Annotated in this window: 1 protein-coding gene and 1 pseudogene; both read left to right on the top strand. The window is 66.2% G+C overall.

Annotated features, from left to right (window positions below; genetic code table 11):
- The first annotated feature begins 73 nt into the window (after nucleotides 1–73).
- Nucleotides 74–967 (top strand): phosphoribosylaminoimidazolesuccinocarboxamide synthase, encoded by an 894-nt coding sequence (locus tag Q4F73_RS12345; RefSeq protein WP_303359635.1) that lies wholly within the window; start codon nucleotides 74–76, stop codon nucleotides 965–967.
- Between the two features lie 26 nt (nucleotides 968–993).
- Nucleotides 994–2,089 (top strand): annotated as a pseudogene (locus Q4F73_RS12340) (oligopeptidase B); the annotation flags it as partial.

Here is a 2,089-nt window from a genome sequence, read left to right as displayed (position 1 = left end):
AGGTGCTTGTCGACGCCCACCCGGACGCCGCCCAGTACAAGCCCGGCGAGATTCTGTAATAGACTCCCCAGTCATGCGTCCTGAGCTGTCCGATTACAACCACATCTCCGCCGGCAAGGTCCGGGAGATCTACGAGGTTGATGACACCACCCTGCTGATGGTCGTCTCCGACCGAATCTCGGCCTACGACCACATCCTGGATCCCGAGATCCCGGACAAGGGCCGCGTGCTCACCGCGATGAGCGTGTTCTTCTTCAACGCCATCGACTTCCCCAACCACCTGGCGGGCCCGGTCGATGACCCGCGGATCCCGGAGGAGGTGCTGGGGCGGGCACTGCTGGTCAAGAAGCTGAAGATGCTCCCCTTCGAGGCCGTCGCCCGCGGCTACCTCACCGGTTCGGGTCTCAAGGAGTACCAGGCCGACGGCACCGTGTGCGGCATCGAGCTGCCGGAGGGCCTGACCGAGGCCTCGAAGCTGCCGGAGCCGATCTTCACCCCGGCCACCAAGGCGGAGCTCGGGGATCACGATGAGAATGTCAGCTTTGAGGTGGTCGTCGATAAGCTCGGTGAAAAGCGCGCCACCGAGCTTCGCGACGCGACCCTGCGCATCTACTCGGAGGCCGCCGCCCTGGCGGAGGCCCGGGGCATCATCCTGGCGGACACCAAGTTCGAGTTCGGCCTCGACGAGGACGGGACCCTCGTGCTGGCCGATGAGGTGCTCACCCCCGACTCCTCGCGCTACTGGCCGGCGGACAGCTACGAGGAGGGCAAGGTGCAGCCCAGCTTCGACAAGCAGTACGTGCGCAACTGGCTGACGTCCGCGAAGTCCGGGTGGAACCAGTCCGACGACACCCCGCCGCCGGCGCTGCCGGGCTCGGTCGTGGAGGCCACCCGCGAGCGCTACATCGAGGCCTACGAGCGTCTGTCGGGGGAGAAGTTCTGTACCTGGGTCGGTAAGTGCGTGTAAAACGCGCCTGACTAGGATCGGGTGGCATGACCTCCATGCCCCCCGTCGCCCCGTGCCACCCTGTCACCCGTGAATTCCACGGTCGGACGTTCACCGACAACTACGAGTGGATGCGGGACAAGGAGTCTCCGGAGACCCTGGCGTATCTGGAGGCGGAGAACGCCTACACGGAGCAGCAGACCGCGGACCTGAAAGATCTCAGCGAGCAGGTCTACGGGGAGATCAAGTCGCGCATCAAGGAGACGGACATGTCCGTCCCGCAGCGCGCCGGCGACTGGTGGTACTACGGCCGGACGATCGAGGGCAAGGACTACGGCCTGAGCTGCCGTATCCCCGTCACCGAGGGGCAGGATCCCTGGGTGGCCCCGGTCATCCCTGAGGAGGGACGCCCGGAGGGGGAGCAGGTGCTGCTCGATCTCAATGAGCTGGCTGCGGGGCACGAGTTCTTCTCACTCGGGGCGTCGTCGGTGACCACCTCGGGGCGTTATCTGGCGTATTCGGTGGACACCACCGGCGATGAGCGCTTCACCCTGCGCATCAAGGACCTGGAGACGGGCGAGCTTCTCGACGATGTGCTCGAGGACATCTATTACGGTGCGACGTGGGCGGGGGAGGAGTACCTGTTCTATCAGCGGGTGGACGCCGCCTGGCGCCCTGACTCCGTGTGGCGCCACCGCATCGGCAGCGACCCGGCGGCGGATGTCTGTGTGTTCCGTGAGGACGATGAGCAGTTCTTCACCGGCGTGGGCACCACCCGTTGCGAGCGGTGGCTGGTGATCGAGGCGGCCTCGAAGATCACCTCGGAGACCCGGGTGCTGGAACTCGACGACCCGGAGGGGGAGTTCCGCGTGCTGTGGCCGCGGGAGAAGGGCATCGAGTACGCCGTCGATCACGCGGTGATCGGCGGGGAGAGCCGGTGGATTGTCACCCACAACGCATCCGGCCCGAACTTCGAGGTCGGTGAGTGCGGCATCGATGAGCTCCCGCACCTGCGGGACCTCAACGTGCTCATCCCGCATCGCGCGGACTGGCGCATCGAGGGGGTGGACACGTACCGCGACTTCATCGTCGCTGCTTATCGACGCGGCGCCATCGGCCGCCTGGCCCTCATGGTCCTGCCCG

The organism is Corynebacterium sp. (assembly GCF_030535495.1).
Classification (GTDB): Bacteria; Actinomycetota; Actinomycetes; order Mycobacteriales; family Mycobacteriaceae; genus Corynebacterium.
The sequence above is the reverse complement of the archived record's forward strand: the minus strand, read 5'-3'. Positions and strand labels throughout refer to the sequence as shown.

Coding starts and splice junctions, on each gene's coding strand:
- Q4F73_RS12345 (WP_303359635.1), top strand. CDS start 74: ATGCGTCCTGAGCTGTCCGATTACAACCACATCTCCGCCGGCAAGGTC.